Raw genomic sequence first — 14,867 nt, forward strand, 5'->3', positions numbered from 1 at the left:
GTGAGGCGCGGCGGTTCGTGGGAAGTGTCCTGTGCGCCGGGCGCCCGGGCCGCCGGGTGCGATGCGAGAGGGGAGCATGATGCCGCCCACCGACGTGCCGACCGGGAACGTGCTGATCGTGGGGGCGGGCCCGACGGGCCTTCTGCTGGCGGGGGACCTGGCCGCGGCCGGGGTCGGCTGCACGGTGCTGGAGTGCCGCGCCGAGGAGACGACCGATCTGACGCGGGCGTTCGCCGTGCACGCCCGCACGCTGGAGATGCTGGACGCGCGCGGCGTCGCCGACGAGCTGGTCGCGACGGGGACGCGGGCCGGCCGGCTGCGGTTGCTCGGCTCGACCGACCTCGACATGTCCCGGCTGCCGGGCCGCTTCCCGTACGTCCTCGTCACGCCGCAGTACGAGACCGAACGCGTCCTGAAGGAGCGGGCCGTGGCCGCCGGCGCGACGATCGTGTACGGCGCCGAGGCGGTCGGGCTGCGCCAGGACGCGGCGGGCGTGGACGTCGACGCGCGGACCGCCGGCGGCGCGACGCGGACGTTCCGCGCGTCCTACGTCGTGGGCGCCGACGGCGTCCGCAGCACCGTCCGGCGGGCGCTCGGGCTGCCGTTCCCCGGCCGCGCGGTGGTGCGGTCGGTGATGCTCGCCGACGTCCGGCTGGACGAGGCGCCCGCGGGCGCGCTCACCGCGGGCGCCGTCGGCGACGCGTTCGCGTTCGTCGCTCCTTTCGGGGAGGGCTGGTACCGGGTGATCGCGTGGAACCGTCACCATCAGGTCCCCGACTCCGAACCGGTCGATATGGAGGAGTTGCGCGAGGTGGTCCGCCGCGCCCTCGGCACCGATCACGGCATGCGGGACCCCCGCTGGACGTCCCGGTTCCACAGCGACGAGCGGCAGGTCCCGCACTACCGGGTGGGACGGGTCTTCCTCGCCGGGGACGCCGCGCACGTCCACTCGCCGGCGGGCGGGCAGGGCATGAACACCGGGATGCAGGACGCGGCGAACCTCGGGTGGAAGCTGGCCGCCGAACTGCGCGGCTGGGCGCCGTCATGGCTGCTCGACAGCTACCACGAGGAGCGGTACCCCGTCGGCCGGGTCGTCCTGCGCAGGAGCGGCGCGCTGCTGCGGTTCACGCTCGCCGAGCCCCGCTGGCTGCGGGCCGCCCGCGCCGCGGCGGCGTTCGCGGCGACCCGCGTCCCGCCCGCGGCGCGGCGGGTCGCGGCCGCGGTCTCCGGCATCGACATCGCCTACCCGGCGCCGCGCGGCTCGCATCCCCTGACCGGGCGGCGGGCGCCGGACGTCCCGCTGGCGGGCGGCGCGGGACGGCTCTACCGGCTCTTGGCGGACGGGCGGTTCGTGCTCGTCGTCGCCGTCAACGACCCCGCGGTCACCTACCTGGCGGCCAAGCGGTGGGCCGGGCGCGTGCACTGCGCCCTCGCCGGCGGCGCCACGCGCACGACCGTCCTGGTGCGTCCGGACGGCTACATCGCCTGGGCGACCGACGAGACGGCCCCCGACCGGCGGGCGGAGGCGATCCGGGACGCGCTGAGCCAGTGGTGCGGGCGCGGCGCCGACCACTAGTCAGTAGCGCCGCTCCTCGCGGCCGTAGCCGAGCTGCTCGGCCACGTCGGCGACGTTCTCGTACTCGCGTTTCGGCAGCGTCCGCAGCTGGTCGAGCGCCCGGTCCGGGGCTCCGCCCTCGGCCGCGTGCCGGACCAGCTCGTTCGGGCGGGCCGGGTAGCGGGCGCCGCTGAGCATCCGGGCCAGGGCGCTGCGGCCCTCCACGTCCCGCGCGCTCATCCCGGGCGGGGAGCCCTCCCGGTCGCCGGCGGCGGCCGCCGCCGGGTCGGCCGGGTAGTCGTTGGAGAACGGCTCGGTCTCCTTGAACTCCTCGGCGTGCGTGGAATGGCCGCCGCTGACCATGCCCTGGGTCTCGCGGCCGATCTCCTCGTCCAGCCTCGCACCGTGCTTGCCGCTCTTGTCCGGCATCTCATCCTCCCTGCGCCTACCCGACGGAACGTTCCCGGGCGCGCGTCCAAACATGCGGCCGGTCTCGCGGCGGCGGCGCGGTACGGTGTGGCGCATGCTGCCGGAAGAGGGCGTGAACGCGGTCCGGGTCGTGGTCGGGCTGCTGGTCCGCGGCGACTACGAGGAGCTGGAGACCCTCACCGAGGGGCGCAGGCTGAGCGCGTCGGAGATGGCCGGCGCGGTGGCCGCGTCCGGGCTCGACCTGATCAGCCCGCCTGAGGACGCCTTCGCCGACCTGGAGGTGACCGGGATCGAGCAGGTCTCGGGCGGGGAGCGCGCCTTCCGCGCTGCCCTTCCGCTGTGGACCGCGCAGGAAGGCCGGTCCGCGCTCGTCCTGCGGCTCACCCTGGCCGAGGTCATGGACGGTGTGTGGACCGTGGAGGTCGACGGCATCGGGGAAACTCTCCCCGGCTGAGCCGGCGGCGGCCGGTCAGGACTGCGACAGCCGCATCATTCGCAGGACGCGCCGCACCAGCGAGTTCTGCCCGCCCTCGCCCGGGTCCTCCTGCTCGGCGGCCTCCTCGGCGGCGGGGGAGGGCTGCGGCGCCGGCGGGTCCCCGACCGGATCGTAGGTGACCGGCAGCGACCGCAGGCCGCGTATCAGCGGGGACGAGCGCCACGGGAGGAGGTCGGCGGGCACCGCCAGCCTCAGCCCGGAGAACCGGTCGAACAGCCGCTCCACCGCGATCGTGGTGATGGTGGTGGCGAGGTCGCGGCCGAGGCAGGCGTGCGGCCCCGCGCTCCACGCCAGATGCGCGCGCGAGCTGTAGATCGAGTCGGGCCCGCCGCCCGCCGCGAACGCCGGGTCGCGGTGCGCGGCGGCGGGCGAGACCATGACGGGGTCGCCCGCCGCGATCTGGAACCGGCCGAGGCGCACGTCGGCCTTGGCCCACCGGAACGCCAGGTTCGCCATCGGCGGGTTGGCGGCCGCGGCCCGGTTGATCGCCTCCTGCAGCATCCCGGACGACAGGCTGTCGCGGGCGCCGGTCTCGCCGATGAGCACCTCGGCGATGGTGTTGCCGATCAGCGTGGCCGTCACGTCGCCGACGAGGCCGGTCAGCATCGCCATCTCGGCGGCCAGCTCCTCGGTGGTCAGGTCGGGCACGGCGGCGAGCATGTAGGACGGCAGGTCCTCGCCGGGAGTCCGCGCCCGCGCCGCGCACAGGTCCGTGACCCGCTCGATCAGCCGGACGGACGCCTCGTGGGCTTCCGGGCCCGCGTCCATCACCCGCCACAGATCGGTGATCAGCTCGTCGCCGTCACCGGCCCCCGTTCCGAGCAGCCGGCCGATCACCATCAGCGGCAGCGGCCGCGCGTACTGCGCCGACAGGTCGGTCTCCCCTGCCGGGCCGGCGCTTTCGGCGATCACCGTGAGCAGTTCGTCGGCGTACCGCCGGACGGCCTGCTCCAGCGCCTTCGCCTCCGGCCGGCTCCGGTCCTGGAACGGCCGCAGCCCCTCGCTCCAGGCGCCGCGCAGCCGGGTGGAGTCGGCGCCGTCGCGGAACCCGCAGTTGTCCGACTCGACCACCGGCAGCATCGGCCAGTCGGCCGGCACCGCGCCGTCCCGGTAGGCGCGCCAGGTGCCGACGCGGCGGCTCCAGTTCCCGCGGGCGTCGCGCAGGATGTCGAGCGTCTGGGTGTAGCCGACGACGAGCCAGGCCGGCACCCCGAGGACGTCCACCGGCGCGACGGGCCCGTACTCCTCCCGCAGCCGCTCGTAGAACACTGCCGGACGGGTCTCGTAGTCGTGGTTCAGCAGCGGCTGGACGGCGAGCGCCTCCAGCGGGGGATGGGCGGGCTCGGCCTGCGGCGTCTGGGGCTCCACGTGCACAAACCTAGGAGAGATCGTGGACTGGAGGTCCGTTTATGCTGGAATCTCCCACGGCGATCTTTCGGCGTGCACGGACCCGCGGCCACCGCGGGGTATGTGACGCTAGGGGTGCCCATAGAAGAGCTGGAGGTCCGCATGGCCGACTCCGCAAAAGCGCCCGAAGACGGCGAGGACGAGGTGAAGCGCAGGTTCCGGGAAGCCCTGGAGCGCAAGCGCGGCGCCGAGAGCAAGAACGCCGGCGCCGGTGGCCGGAGCAGCTCGAAGGTGCGCGGCACCCACGAACGCGCCGACCACCAGCGGCAGTTCCGCCGCAAGAGCGGCTGACCAGGCCGCCCCGGCCGGCAGACCCCCGCGCGCAGGGCGCGCGGGGGTCGCTCCGTTCTCACGGCGCCGCCACCGACGACCACGGGCGGCGCTCGGGCGCTGTCAGCCCTGGTAGAGCTTCTTGCTGTAGTTCGCCTCGCTGTAGTACTCCCGGAGCTCCTCGACGCTCTCCTCGGTGTACTGGACGTCCTTGATGATCTGGGCGTGCGGCGGCAGCGCCTCCGGGTTCCACGACTCCGGCTTCCACAGCTTCGACCGCATGAACGCCTTCGCGCAGTGGAAGAAGATCTGCTCGATGTCCACGACGAGCGCGAGGGCCGGCCGGTGCCCCTTGACGACCATCGCGTCGAAGAACGGCGCGTCCCGGACCAGCGTGGCCCGGCCGTTGATCCGCAGCGTCTCGGTGCGTCCCGGCACGAGGAAGATCAGGCCGACGTGCGGGTTGCTCAGCACGTTCAGGAACCCGTCCGCGCGGCGGTTGCCGGGGCGATCCGGGACGGCGATCGTCGTGCCGTCGATGACGTGCGCGAATCCCGGCGGGTCGCCCTTGGGGGAGACGTCGCAGTTCCCGGCGGCGTCGCTGGTGGCGATCAGGCAGAACGGGGACAGGGCGAGCCACTCGCGGTCGCGGTCGTGCAGCGTGACCCGCTCCTTGTCGATCGCCCGCCGCATCGGCGTGCCGAGGAGCTCGCGCAGCTCCGCCGCGGAGGTGATCGCAGTGAACTCGGGGGCGACCGTCATCGCCGCTCCTTCCGCCGGGAGAATCCGAAGATCAGCCTAACGCGGGCGAATCCGAGCGCGCGGGCAGGTCAGCGCCCGGCGGCGTAGCGGCGGACGCCGCCCTCCTCGTGGGCGTCCAGCACGCCGCGGTCGGCGAGGACGTCCAGATGCGCCTCGATCTCCAGCACGGCCAGCATCCGGCTGAAGGCGTCCAGGTCGCCGAGGCTGCGCCTGCGGCGCGTCCACGGCATCGCCGCCGCCACCTCGAACGCCGTGGCGCGCCCGGCGCGGACCTGCGCGGCGGCGGCGTCCAGCCGTTCGGCGTGGTGCTCCAGCAGCTCGTCGATCCGGGTGTGGACGCTCGGCCTCACGGGACCGTGCGCGGGCAGCAGCACGGTGTCCGGCATGTCGCGGACCAGCCGCAGCGACTCCAGGTAGCTGCGCAGCGGCTTGGGCTCGGGCTCGGTCTCCAGCCCGATCGACGGCGTGATGTGCGGCAGGATGTGGTCACCGGCGAACAGCAGCCCGGCCGCCGCGTCGCGCAGGACGATGTGGCCGCGCGTGTGCCCCGGGGTGGCGAACACGTCCAGGCCCCGTTCCGTCAGGGCGACGCGCTCCCCGTCGTCCAGCCACGCGTCGGGCATGGTGTGCGGGACGTCCTGTTCGGAACGCTCCACGGGCCGGCCCGCGATCTCGTCGGCCACCTCGTCCGCGCCGCACCGGCGCAGCAGCTCCACCTGCCGGGGGTGCAGTCCGCGGCGGGTGTCGAACGCCTCGATCGACGGCCGCTCGCCCCGCCCGATCCGCACCCGCGTCCCGAACGACTCGCGCAGCGCCAGGGCCTGCGAGTAGTGGTCCCAGTGGGCATGGGTGACGAGGAACTGCGCTACGTCGTCCAGCCGGTGCCCGAGGACGGAGAGGGCGGCTTCGAGCGAGGCCTTCGTGTCGGGCATGGCCCAGCCGGAGTCCACGACCACGAGGCCTTCGGCGTCCTCGATGACGTACACGTTGACGGCGTGCAGCGACGGGATCGGCAGCGCCAGGGGGATCCGGTGCACCCCCGGCGCCACCGGATGAGCGCCCGGCTCGGTCCAGTCAGTCGGCTGCTCCACGACCGGTGCCGCCACCGCGCGCCCCCTCTGATTGTCGAATCACGTTCGGGACGAACCTACTTCATCCCGGACATCCGTTTTATCCCCGCCCTGCCGTGGACGAGGGGCGACCGGGATGGGGGTCGCGGGCGGCGGCGCGGCGGGCCTCGGTGGCGGCCTTGCGGGCCTCCCGCGCGACCTCCTCCGCGCGGGCGCGGTTCTGCTCGGCGCGGTCCGCTCTCCTGGACGCGGCGTCCCGCTCGGCGATCGCGCGTTCCAGTTCGTGCCGGAGACGCCCCACCTTGGTGGACGCCTCCTGCACCTCGCGCTGGGCCGCGTCGGCGCGCTCCTCGCGTTCGGCCAGCTTGTCCTCGGCCTCCTCGGCACGCTTGCGCAGCGTCTCCGCCCGCCTGGCGCGGGCGGCGCTCGTGCGCGTGACGTTCGACCTCGCCGGCTCCGCCTTCTTCCCGGACGGTCGCTTCTCCCCGGCGGGCTCCCGCTTGGCGGGCTTCTCCCTGGGCTCCGGTTTCGCGCGTTCGTCCCGGTCCTCGGGCGCCATGGGGAATCCGGCGGGGACGAAGCCGGAATGGCTGCGGGGCTGCGGCAGCCGCCCTTCGCGGACCTCCTCGGCGACTCCGGCGTCCACCGTGGCGGCCTGGAGCGTGTCCTCCACCTCGCGGACCGCCTGCTCGCGCAGTGCGCCGCCCGCGTCCGCGGCGAGTTCGCCGGCCGTCCGCACGAGCGACCCGACGAGCCTGGCGCGGCGCTGCTCCAGGTCCCCCAGGCCGCGGCCCGAGCCCCACGCCGCCCGCATCTCCTCGCCGACGTCCAGGAGGCCGGTGAGCTCGTCGGCGGCCGAGCGCGCCAGGAGGTTCACCGCCCACGCCGAGAGCGTGGGGCGCCGCAGCGCCCCGATCCGCTTCGCGAGCGCCGCGTCGCCCGCCCCCTTGGCCTCCTGGACCAGGCGCTTGCGGGTCTCCACGAAGTCCGCGGGCGGGACGCCGTACAACTCGTCGGCGGCACTGGAGAAGTCCACGTCCGATCTCTACCCGCACCGGCCCCACGCGCATCGGGGTGGACGGAGACGCTCGCCGGTGTCATACTCGCCTACGAATACTCGTCTACGAGGGGTCGAAGATGGCCAGGCGGCGCAAGGTGAGCAACCTGCTGGGGCTCGCCGTGCTGTCGACCGTCACCGCCAGGCCGATGCACCCGTACGAGATGGCGTCGCTGATGCGCGCTCGCGGCAAGGACCGCGACATGGACATCAAGTGGGGCTCGCTCTACACCGTGGTCGGCAACCTGGAGAAGCACGGCTTCCTGGCCGTCGAGGGGAGTGCGCGGGAAGGGGCGCGGCCCGAGCGCACCGTCTACGGCATCACCGACGCGGGACGCGACGAGCTGGCCGACTGGGTCCGGGAGCTGATCGGGGTGCCCGAGCGCGAGCGGCCGCGGTTCGAGGCGGGTCTCTCGGTGCTCGGCGCCCTCGGCCCCGACGAGGTGGCGGCGCTGCTGCGCGGCCGCCTCGACGCGATGGAGCGGGAGATCGCCGCCGACCAGGCGGCCCTGGAGGCCGAGGAGGAGGTGCCGCGCCTCTTCCTGCTGGAGTCCGAGTACGACCTCGCGATGCGGCGCGCCGAGGCCGCCTGGGTGCGCGGCCTCCTCGCCGAGATCGAGGACGGCACGCTGCCGCACCTCGACCTGTGGCGCTCCTTCCACGCGACCGGCGAGATGCCGCCCGAGATCGCCGAGCTGGCGGAGAGGGGAGCCCCGGAGGAGTAGCGAGCGCGAGGCCCGGCGGCGGTGCTGCAACACCTCCGCCGGGCCGGGACCCACCACCGAGAACCCGCGCGAGGCGGGCCCTGGCGGCGTGACGCGACACCAGCCTATCCGGGGCCCTTCGTGCGGCACGTTTCCTTGCACGGAGGAGAACATGGCGCATGCCATCGAGGCCGAGGGCCTCGTGAAGAACTACCCCGGCGACGTCCGGGCCCTGGACGGCCTGTCGATCACGGTCGGGCGGGGCGAGATCCTCGGGCTGCTCGGCCCCAACGGGGCGGGCAAGTCCACCACCGTCAAGATCCTCACCACGCTGATCCGGCCGGACGCGGGCGCCGCGGCCGTGGCCGGGCACGACGTGCTGCGCAGGCCCGACCGGGTCCGCCGCGTCATCGGCGTGGTGTCGCAGCGGTCCGGCGCCGACCCCGAGGCGAGCGGCCGCGACAACCTTGTCCTGCAGGGCCGCCTCTACGGGATGGGCGGTGCGCGGGTGCGCGGCCGCGCGGCCGAGCTGCTCGCCCGTTTCGGGCTGGAGGACGCGGCGGGCAGGCCGGTGAAGACCTACTCCGGCGGCATGCGGCGGCGGCTCGACGTCGCGCTCGGCCTCGTCCACCGGCCGCAGGTGCTGTTCCTGGACGAGCCGACCACCGGCCTGGACCCCGAGGCCCGCGCGTCGATGTGGGCCGAGATCGCGCGGCTGGCGGGCGACGACGCGCTCGCGATCCTGCTGACCACCCACTACCTGGAGGAGGCCGACCGGCTCGCGCGGCGGCTGGCGATCGTCGACCGGGGCCGCGTCGTGGTGCAGGGCACCCCCGACGCCCTCAAGGGCGAGCTGCGCGGCGACGCCGTCCACGTGGAATGGCGGGAGGCGCCGCCCGAGGCGCCGGTGCGGGAGGCGCTCGGCCGGCTGCCCGGCGTGCGCGAGGTCGTGCTGGACGGGCCGCGCCTGAGCGCCCGCGCCGACGACGGAGCGTCGGCCGTGCCCGCCGTCCTCGCGGCCCTCGACCAGGCGGGCGTCCCCGCCGCGGCGGCGACCGTCGCGCGGCCGTCCCTTGACGATGTGTACCTGCGCTACGCAGGACGCCGGTTCGCGGGGGCCGGCGCCCCCGACCTCGCCGGGACCGCCTCGGGAGGCGCCCGATGACCGCGCTCGCGACCGGTACCTGGTGGATGACGCACCGGCGGCTTTCGGCGCTGGTGCGCAACCCCGCCGTCGTCGTCATGACGCTGGCGCAACCGATGATCTGGCTGTTCCTGTTCGGCGAGCTGTTCAGGAAGGTGGTCGAGCTGCCCGGGTTCGGCGCGCCGTCCTACCTGGACTACATCGTGCCCGGCGTGGTGGTCATGAACGCGGTGTCGCTGAACTCCTTCGCCGGGATGGCGACCATGGACGAGATCGAGCGCGGCACCCTCGACCGGTTCCTCGTCACGCCGGTGCGGCGGGGCGCGATCGCGAACGCCGGCGTCGTCGAGCAGGCCCTCAGCACGGCGTTCCAGTCGATGGTGATCATCGGGCTGGGCCGGGTGGCGGGCGCGCACTATCCGGGCGGGCCCGCGGGCCCGGCGGTGCTGGTCGCCGCGTCGGTGCTGATCGGCATCGTGCTCGCCGCGCTGTCCAACACGCTCGCGCTCCTCGTCCGCGACCGCAACACGATCATCGGCCTGAACGTGATGCTGCTGCTGCCGCTGACGTTCCTGTCGTCGGCGTTCATGGCCAAGGGGCTGATGCCGTCCTGGATGCGGCATGTGGCGGAGGGGAACCCGGTGAGCTGGGCCCTGGACGCGGCACGCGGCGCGCTCGCCGACGATCCCGACTGGGCGACGGTCGCGACGCACGGCGGAGGGCTGCTCGCCCTGGCCGCGGCCGCGGTCGGGCTCGCGGTCCACTCGCTCCGGAGCTACCAGAGATCCCAGTGACGGGGGAGAGGCCCGGGGGGCTCCGGCGGAGGCGGTCGCCGGAACCCCTTCCCGGTTCAGCGGGTGTCGAGGAAGCGGTCCAGGACGCGGGTCCCGAAGGCGAGGCCGTCCAGCGGGACCCTCTCGTCCACGCCGTGGAACATCCCGAAGTAGTCGAGGTCGGGGCCGAGCAGCAGCGGCGCGAAGCCGAAGCTCGTGATGCCGATGCGGTGGAACGACTTCGCGTCGGTCCCCCCGGCCATCACGTACGGGACGGGTCGCGCGAGCGCGTCCTCGGCGCGGAGCGCGCCCGCGAGCGCGGCGAACGTCGGGCCCGCCGGGTCGGCGGCGGGGGCCTCCTCGTAGTTGATGAACTCGCGGGTCACCTTCGGGCCGAGCAGCCGGTCGATCGTGGCGAGGTACTCCTCGCCCGTGCCCGGCAGGTAGCGGCCGTCGACCTGCGCGGTCGCCGTGCCCGGCACGACGTTGACCTTGTAGCCGGCGTCGAGCCGGGTCGGGTTCGCCGAGTTGCGGATCGTCCCGGCGAACAGGTGCCCGGCGCGGCCGAGCCGGGCGGCCTCCGCGTCGAGCCGGTCGTGGTCGATGGACGTGCCGAGGGCGTCCGCGAGCCCGTCCAGCAGCGCCCGCACGCCCGGCGTCAGCCGGACCGGCCACTCGTGCGCGGCCAGCCGGGAGACCGCGTGCGCGATCTCGGCGACCGCGTTGTCGGGCGCGGGCTTGGAGCCGTGCCCGGCGGTCCCGCGCGCCGTCAGCCGCATCCAGGTCGTGCCGCGCTCGCCGGTCGCGATCGGGTAGATCCGCGCTCCTCCGGCGTCCACGCTGAACCCGCCGGACTCGCTGATCGCCTCCGTGCAGCCCTCGAACAACCCGCGGTGCTCGCGCGCCACGTACCGGGAGCCGTAGTCGCCGGTGCACTCCTCGTCGGCCAGGAACGCCAGCACGAGGTCGCCGCGCGTGCGCCGCCCCTCGCGCAGCCGCGCCCGCACGGTCGCGAGCGTCATCGCGAGGCTGCCCTTCATGTCGACGGCGCCGCGCCCCCACACGCATCCGTCCCGCACCTCGCCCGAGAACGGCGGGACCGTCCAGTCCGCCGGGTCCGCGGGCACCACGTCCAGGTGCCCGTGGACCAGGAACGCCGGATGGGACGGATCGGTGCCGGGTATGCGGGCGAGCACGCTCGCGCGGCCCGGGGCCGCCTCCACGATCGACGTCTCGACGCCCACCTCGTCCAGCAGGCCGGCGACGTGCTCGGCGGCCGGACGCTCCGGCTCGGCCACCCCCTCGCCCCGGTTCACGGTGGCGAACCTGATCAGGTCCGCGCAGATCGCCGCCGCCTCGGCGCCCGCCCGGTCGCCGCCGGTCGCGTCCGCCCTGCCCCCCACCGGGTCGTCCACCGTGCCGTCCACCGTGCCGCCGGCCGTCCCGCCCGCCTGATCGAAGCGCACCACTGCCCCCTTGCTCCCCTTCCGCAACGAGGCTTCATTTTGCTCCCTCGCTGACCAGTGTCAACGAATGATCAAGTTCGTCTCGATCCGGTTGCGACTCCGTCAGTGCCGTACCCAAACTGCCACGCTGAGTACGACGCTGCGAGCGTTCCAGGGACGGCGGGCGGCCAGAGCCCGTGCGCCGAACGACAGGCCGAGGAGGAGCATGACCAGCCTGAGGGGTGCCGGAAGGGGTCTCCGGTTGAACGTCGCGGGTCTCGCGGCGGTGGCGCTGGCCGCGTCGCTCGGCCTTTCGGCCTGCGGCGGGGACGACGCCAAGGCGAGCGACGGCACGTTCACCGTGGGCCACTCCGAGCCGGACCACCTGATGCCCGCCAACACGACCGGCAGCTACGCCTTCGACGTGATCACCGAGCTGTTCGACAACCTGATGGACCTGACCAAGGACGGCAAGGCCGTCCCGCTGGCGGCCGAGTCGGTCACCTCCGACGACCAGAAGGTCTGGACGATCAAGGTCAAGGCCGGCCAGAAGTTCCACAACGGGGAGCCGGTGACGGCGCAGAGCTTCGCCGACGCGTGGAACAACGCCGCCTACGGGCCCAACGCGATGGGCGCCAACGACTACTTCTCGTACATCAAGGGGTACGAGGACCTGAACCCCGAGGACGAGAACGCCAAGCCGAAGGCCGACAAGCTCTCCGGGATCGAGGTCGTCGACCAGGACACGCTCAAGGTCACGCTGAACGACCCGTTCAGCCAGTTCCCGCTGCTGCTGACCTACCCGGCGTACGCGCCGATGCCCAAGGCCGGGCTCAAGGACCCCAAGGCGTTCGACGACCACCCGATCGGCAACGGCCCGTACATGATGGACGGGAACTGGGAGCGCAACAAGCAGGTCAAGCTCGTCGCGTTCCCCGGCTACACCGGGGCGCGCAAGCCGAAGAACAAGGGCGTGACCTGGAAGAGCTACTCCAGCGCGGACACCGCCTACACCGACCTGCGGGCGGGCCGGATCGACGTGCTGCAGACGATCCCGTCGGCCAAGGTCCCCGAGGCCAAGCGGCTCCTCGGCGACCGGTTCCTGGCCCGCAAGATGAGCACGACCGACTACCTCGGCCTCCCGGTGTTCGACAAGCGGTTCGCCAACCCCGACCTGCGCAAGGCCATCTCGATGGCCATCGACCGCCAGGGCGTCAACAAGGCGGTCTACAACGGCAGCTACTTCCCGGCCGACTCGCTGATCCCGTCGATCATTCCCGGGCACCGGGCCAACGCCTGCGGCGAGCTGTGCACCTACGACCCCGCCAAGGCCAGGCAGCTGTTCGACAAGGCCGGCGGGTTCTCCGGGACGCTGGAGCTGTACTTCTCCAACGCGCAGCCGACCTACGCCCAGTGGATGCGGATCGTCGCCAACTCCCTGCGCGACAACCTCGGCATCAAGGACATCCAGTTCCGGCAGGTGCCCGCGTCCGACTACTTCTCCCTGCTGGGCGACCGCAAGGAGAAGGGCCCCTACCGGCAGAACTGGGAGGCCGACTACCCGAGCCCGCAGAACTACCTGGAGAACATGTGGGGCTCGGCGGGCAACCGCATGGGCTGGAAGAGCACCGAGTTCGACGACCTCATCGCCAAGGCCAACAAGACGTCGGACCAGCAGCAGGCCAACGCGCTCTACAACCAGGCCGAGGACGTCGCCATCCGCGAGATGCCGATGATCCCGCTGTGGACGTGGGCGGGTGAGGGCGGCCGCTCCAAGCGGGTGGACAACGTCACGATCACCCCGTTCTCGACGGGCCTGATCGCCACCGAAGTGACGGTGAAGTAGCCGGCGATGTGGCGCTACGTCCTCCGGCGGCTCCTGCAGGCGATCCCCGTCTTCATCGGCACCACGCTGCTCATCTACGCGATGGTGTTCGCGCTGCCGGGCGATCCGATCCAGGCGCTCGCCGGGGACAAGCCGGTCCCGGAGAACGTCCTGGCCGTCCTCCGGGACCGCTACAACCTGAACGACCCCCTGCTGGTGCAGTACGCGAAGTACATGTGGGGGCTCTTCCAGGGCGACCTCGGCGAGAACTACACCGGCCAGAGCGTGTCGGAGATGCTCAGCGGGCGCTGGGCGGTGACGGCGCAGCTCGCCGTCACCGCCTGGGTCTTCGAGCTGGTCCTCGGGGTCCTGCTCGGCATCTGGGCGGGGCTGCGCCGCGGCAGGTTCGCCGACACCCTCGTGCTGAGCGGGACCACGCTGGTGATCGCGGTGCCGGTGTTCGTGCTCGGCTACGCCGCGCAGCTCCTGTTCGGGCTGCACTGGCAGATCTTCCCCACGGCGGGGACGGACGACGGCTGGCCGATGTCCTACCTGCTGCCGGGGATGGTGCTCGGCTCCCTCGGCCTGTCGTACGTGGCGCGGCTGACCCGCACGAGCCTGTCGGAGAACCTGCGGGCCGACTACGTGCGGACGGCCAACGCCAAGGGGCTGTCGCGGGCCCGGGTGGTCGGCCGGCACGCCCTGCGCAACTCGCTGATCCCGGTGGTGACCTATCTCGGCGTCGACTTCGGCAACATGATGGCCGGCGCGGTCGTGACCGAGGGCATCTTCAACCTGCCGGGCATCGGGGGGCAGGTGTTCGAGTCGATCCAGCTGAAGGAGGGGCCCGTCGTGGTCGGCGCGGTCACCCTGCTCGTGCTGATCTTCCTGCTGGTCAACCTGGTCGTGGACCTGCTGTACGGGGTGCTCGACCCGCGGATCAGGTACGAGTGAGGAGCGCATGACCATCAAGCAGCCGGACGCGGGGCCGCCGGGCACCGAGCCGGAACCGGCGCCCGGCGCCGGGGCCCCGGGGACGAGCGCCGCCGCGGTCGCCGTCGCGGGCGGGCAGATCGGCCGGGCCTCGCTGTGGGACGACGCGTGGCACGAGCTGCGGCGCCGCTGGGTCTTCTGGGGTTCGGTGGCGGTCCTCGCGCTCGTGACGGTCATGGCGGCGGTGCCGCGGGTGTTCACCGCCAAGGGCGTCAACGAGGGCTGCGACCCCAACGACGCCAAGCTCGGGCCGTCCGGCGGCCACTGGTTCGGCACCGACCTCGCGGGCTGCGACTACTACGCGCACGTCGTGCACGGCGCCCGCCCGACGCTGCTGATCGGCGTCGCGGTCACCCTGTTCGCGCTGCTGATCGCGCTGCTGTTCGGGCTCCTCGCCGGATACTACGGCGGGATGGTCGACGCCCTGATCGCCCGGCTGACCGACATCTTCTTCGGGCTGCCGTTCGTGCTCGGCGCCACCGTGATCCTGGTCGCGTTCCCCTCGCACGGCGTGTGGGCGATGACGCTGGTGCTGGTCCTGCTCGGCTGGACCACGATGATCCGCATCATGCGGGGGCAGGTCATCTCCGTCCGGGACGCCGACTACGTGCAGGCGGCGCGGCTGCTCGGCGCGTCCGACCGGCGGATCATGATCCGGCACATCCTGCCGAACGCGATCGCCCCGGTGATCGTGGTGGCGACCCTCAACGTGGGCCACGTGATCGTGGGCGAGGCGACGCTGGACTTCCTCGGCGTCGGCCTGCAGTACCCGGAGGTCTCCTGGGGGCTCCAGCTCAACCAGGCGAAGGACTCCTTCGTCGACCACCCGCACCTGCTGATCTTCCCCGCGCTGTTCCTGTCGGCGACGGTGCTGAGCTTCCTGATGCTCGGCGACGCCGTCCGCGACGCCCTCGACCCCAAGCTGCGGTGAGCCGAG

General features: G+C 73.2%; 15 protein-coding genes. 9 read left to right on the plus strand and 6 right to left on the minus strand.

Features of this window, described 5'->3' with window-relative positions:
• Window positions 1-76 precede the first annotated feature (76 nt).
• Entirely contained in the window at window positions 77-1,576 is a 1,500-nt protein-coding gene (locus tag BJY14_RS40445) for an FAD-dependent monooxygenase (RefSeq protein ID WP_246396296.1), read from the plus strand.
• On the opposite strand, the gene BJY14_RS40450 is transcribed toward BJY14_RS40445, so the two are convergent.
• Entirely contained in the window at window positions 1,577-1,984 is a 408-nt protein-coding gene (locus BJY14_RS40450; RefSeq protein ID WP_179848417.1) for a DUF2795 domain-containing protein, read from the minus strand.
• A gap of 94 nt (window positions 1,985-2,078) precedes the next feature.
• On the opposite strand from BJY14_RS40450, the gene BJY14_RS40455 reads away from it, so the two are divergent.
• The gene (locus BJY14_RS40455) at window positions 2,079-2,438 is read left to right on the plus strand and encodes a DUF7668 domain-containing protein (RefSeq protein ID WP_179848418.1); all 360 of its coding nucleotides are present in this window, start codon (window positions 2,079-2,081) and stop codon (window positions 2,436-2,438) included.
• Window positions 2,439-2,453: 15 nt separating this feature from the next.
• On the opposite strand, the gene BJY14_RS40460 is transcribed toward BJY14_RS40455, so the two are convergent.
• Entirely contained in the window at window positions 2,454-3,848 is a 1,395-nt protein-coding gene (locus BJY14_RS40460; RefSeq protein ID WP_179848419.1) for a cytochrome P450 family protein, read from the minus strand.
• Window positions 3,849-3,989: 141 nt separating this feature from the next.
• On the opposite strand from BJY14_RS40460, the gene BJY14_RS40465 reads away from it, so the two are divergent.
• Complete coding sequence (locus tag BJY14_RS40465) at window positions 3,990-4,178, plus strand: DUF5302 domain-containing protein (protein ID WP_179848420.1); 189 nt, start codon at window positions 3,990-3,992, stop codon at window positions 4,176-4,178.
• A gap of 102 nt (window positions 4,179-4,280) precedes the next feature.
• On the opposite strand, the gene BJY14_RS40470 is transcribed toward BJY14_RS40465, so the two are convergent.
• The 3 genes from BJY14_RS40470 to BJY14_RS40480 all read right to left on the minus strand — a co-directional run bounded on the left by BJY14_RS40470 (window position 4,281) and on the right by BJY14_RS40480 (window position 7,025).
• Complete coding sequence (locus BJY14_RS40470) at window positions 4,281-4,919, minus strand: pyridoxamine 5'-phosphate oxidase family protein (protein ID WP_179848421.1); 639 nt, start codon at window positions 4,917-4,919, stop codon at window positions 4,281-4,283.
• A 68-nt stretch (window positions 4,920-4,987) separates the two neighbouring features.
• The gene (locus BJY14_RS40475; RefSeq protein ID WP_179848422.1) at window positions 4,988-6,025 is read right to left on the minus strand and encodes an MBL fold metallo-hydrolase; all 1,038 of its coding nucleotides are present in this window, start codon (window positions 6,023-6,025) and stop codon (window positions 4,988-4,990) included.
• A 64-nt stretch (window positions 6,026-6,089) separates the two neighbouring features.
• Window positions 6,090-7,025: a hypothetical protein gene (locus BJY14_RS40480; protein ID WP_179848423.1), complete on the minus strand. Its 936-nt coding sequence runs from the start codon at window positions 7,023-7,025 to the stop codon at window positions 6,090-6,092.
• 101 nt (window positions 7,026-7,126) lie between these two features.
• Here BJY14_RS40480 and BJY14_RS40485 point away from each other — a divergent pair, with 101 nt between their 5' ends.
• The 3 genes from BJY14_RS40485 to BJY14_RS40495 all read left to right on the plus strand — a co-directional run bounded on the left by BJY14_RS40485 (window position 7,127) and on the right by BJY14_RS40495 (window position 9,688).
• Window positions 7,127-7,771 (plus strand): PadR family transcriptional regulator, encoded by a 645-nt coding sequence (locus BJY14_RS40485; RefSeq protein ID WP_179848424.1) that lies wholly within the window; start codon window positions 7,127-7,129, stop codon window positions 7,769-7,771.
• Window positions 7,772-7,922: 151 nt separating this feature from the next.
• Window positions 7,923-8,915: an efflux ABC transporter ATPase subunit, DrrA-related gene (locus tag BJY14_RS40490; RefSeq protein ID WP_179848425.1), complete on the plus strand. Its 993-nt coding sequence runs from the start codon at window positions 7,923-7,925 to the stop codon at window positions 8,913-8,915.
• Window positions 8,912-9,688, plus strand: a complete 777-nt coding sequence (locus BJY14_RS40495; RefSeq protein WP_179848426.1) for an ABC transporter permease — start codon at window positions 8,912-8,914, stop codon at window positions 9,686-9,688. The genes BJY14_RS40490 and BJY14_RS40495 overlap by 4 nt, the downstream gene beginning before the upstream one ends.
• Window positions 9,689-9,744: 56 nt before the next feature.
• On the opposite strand, the gene BJY14_RS40500 is transcribed toward BJY14_RS40495, so the two are convergent.
• Window positions 9,745-11,070 carry a M20/M25/M40 family metallo-hydrolase gene (locus tag BJY14_RS40500; protein WP_179849940.1) on the minus strand — a complete coding sequence of 442 codons (1,326 nt, stop codon included), beginning with the start codon at window positions 11,068-11,070 and terminating at the stop codon, window positions 9,745-9,747.
• A 304-nt stretch (window positions 11,071-11,374) separates the two neighbouring features.
• Between BJY14_RS40500 and BJY14_RS40505 the strand changes: the two genes are divergently transcribed.
• The 3 genes from BJY14_RS40505 to BJY14_RS40515 are packed head-to-tail and all read left to right on the plus strand — an operon-like array spanning window position 11,375 to window position 14,861.
• Window positions 11,375-12,958 (plus strand): peptide ABC transporter substrate-binding protein, encoded by a 1,584-nt coding sequence (locus BJY14_RS40505; protein WP_179848427.1) that lies wholly within the window; start codon window positions 11,375-11,377, stop codon window positions 12,956-12,958.
• A gap of 6 nt (window positions 12,959-12,964) precedes the next feature.
• Window positions 12,965-13,891, plus strand: coding sequence for an ABC transporter permease (locus BJY14_RS40510; protein ID WP_179848428.1), 927 nt, complete (start codon window positions 12,965-12,967; stop codon window positions 13,889-13,891).
• 7 nt (window positions 13,892-13,898) lie between these two features.
• Window positions 13,899-14,861, plus strand: coding sequence for an ABC transporter permease (locus BJY14_RS40515; RefSeq protein ID WP_179848429.1), 963 nt, complete (start codon window positions 13,899-13,901; stop codon window positions 14,859-14,861).
• Window positions 14,862-14,867: the final 6 nt, after the last annotated feature.

The sequence above is a fragment of the Actinomadura luteofluorescens genome, assembly GCF_013409365.1.
GTDB classification, from domain to species: Bacteria; Actinomycetota; Actinomycetes; order Streptosporangiales; family Streptosporangiaceae; genus Spirillospora; species Spirillospora luteofluorescens.